Genomic DNA, 1,270 nt, shown 5'->3' with positions numbered 1-1,270 from the left:
GTCCCGCTCGGCACCGCCGCCACGACGTTGGTCCCGGCCGAGGCCGACGGTCCCGCCGCCGCGCGGTTGCGCGAGGAGGGCGCGGTGATCATCGCCAAGACCACCATGCCCGACTACGGCATGCTCTCCTCCGGGCTGTCGAGCTTCCACGCGACCGCGCGCAACCCTTGGGACACCAGCAAAGGACCGGGCGGGTCGAGCGCGGGAGCCGGAGCGGCGGGCGCGGCGGGCTACGGTCCGCTGCACGTCGGCACCGACATCGGCGGCTCGATCCGGCTGCCCGCGGGCTGGTGCGCGCTGGTCGGCCTCAAGCCCAGCTTCGGCAGGGCGCCCGTCGACCCGCCCTACCCCGGGCGCGTTGTCGGGCCGATGACCCGGAGCGGCAGGGACGCGGCGCTGCTCATGTCCGTTCTGTCCAAACCGGACAGTCGGGACCACCTCAGCCTGCCGCCCCAGGAACTCGACTGGCAGTGCCCGCCGGTCAAGCCGCGCGGACTGCGCATCGGCCTCCAGCTCGACGCCGGGCTCGGCCTGCCCGTGCACCCGGAGGTCACCGCCGCCGTGACCGAGGCGGCCAAGGCCTTCGAGGCCGAGGGCGCGGTGGTCGAGCCGATCGGGCCGATGATCACCCAGGAGATGCTGGAGGGGCTGAACGACTTCTGGCGCATGCGGTTCTGGTCGGAGTTCGAGCGGATGCCGTTGGAGCGCAGGGAGCTCGTGCTGCCGTTCATCCGCACGTGGGTGGAGAGCGGCGCGGACCTCACCGGCGTGCAGGTGTACCGCGGCTACGCGCAGATGGACGCGATGGCCGTCGCGGCCGAGCGCGCGCTGAAGCCGTTCGACTACGTGCTCTCGCCGGTGTCACCAGTGCCCGCCTTCGACGCGGAGTTGGCTTCCCCCAACAACAATCCGCTCGCGCCGTTCGAGCACATCGGCTTCACGGTGGCGTACAACATGTCCGGCCAGCCCGCCGCGTCGGTCAACTGCGGCTTCACCTCCGACGGCCTGCCCATCGGCCTGCAGATCGCCGGGCACCGCTTCAACGACGTCGGCGTCCTCGGCCTCGTCCGGACCTACGAGCGCCTCCGCCCCGCCCAACCGCCGTGGCCTTACGACCGGTCGGTGCGTGCGTAAGGGGCCGTAAGGGATTTACGTTGAGCTAGGTGGAAGCCGTTCTCCTGCGCAACCGACCGTTCACCCTGCTCTTCGCGGCACGCGCGATCTCCGTCCTCGGCACCGGCTTCGCCCGCGTGGCCATGGCGTTCGCGGT

Annotated in this window: 1 protein-coding gene; it reads left to right on the top strand. The window is 71.7% G+C overall.

Annotated elements, in window-relative coordinates:
* The coding region (locus tag CCN37_RS37350; RefSeq protein WP_086830140.1) for an amidase at positions 1-1,134 on the top strand (1,134 nt) is incomplete at its 5' end.
* Positions 1,135-1,270: the final 136 nt, after the last annotated feature.

Source organism: Allokutzneria sp. NRRL B-24872 (assembly GCF_002155965.1).
Lineage (GTDB): Bacteria > Actinomycetota > Actinomycetes > Mycobacteriales > Pseudonocardiaceae > Allokutzneria.
The sequence above is the reverse complement of the archived record's forward strand: the minus strand, read 5'-3'. Positions and strand labels throughout refer to the sequence as shown.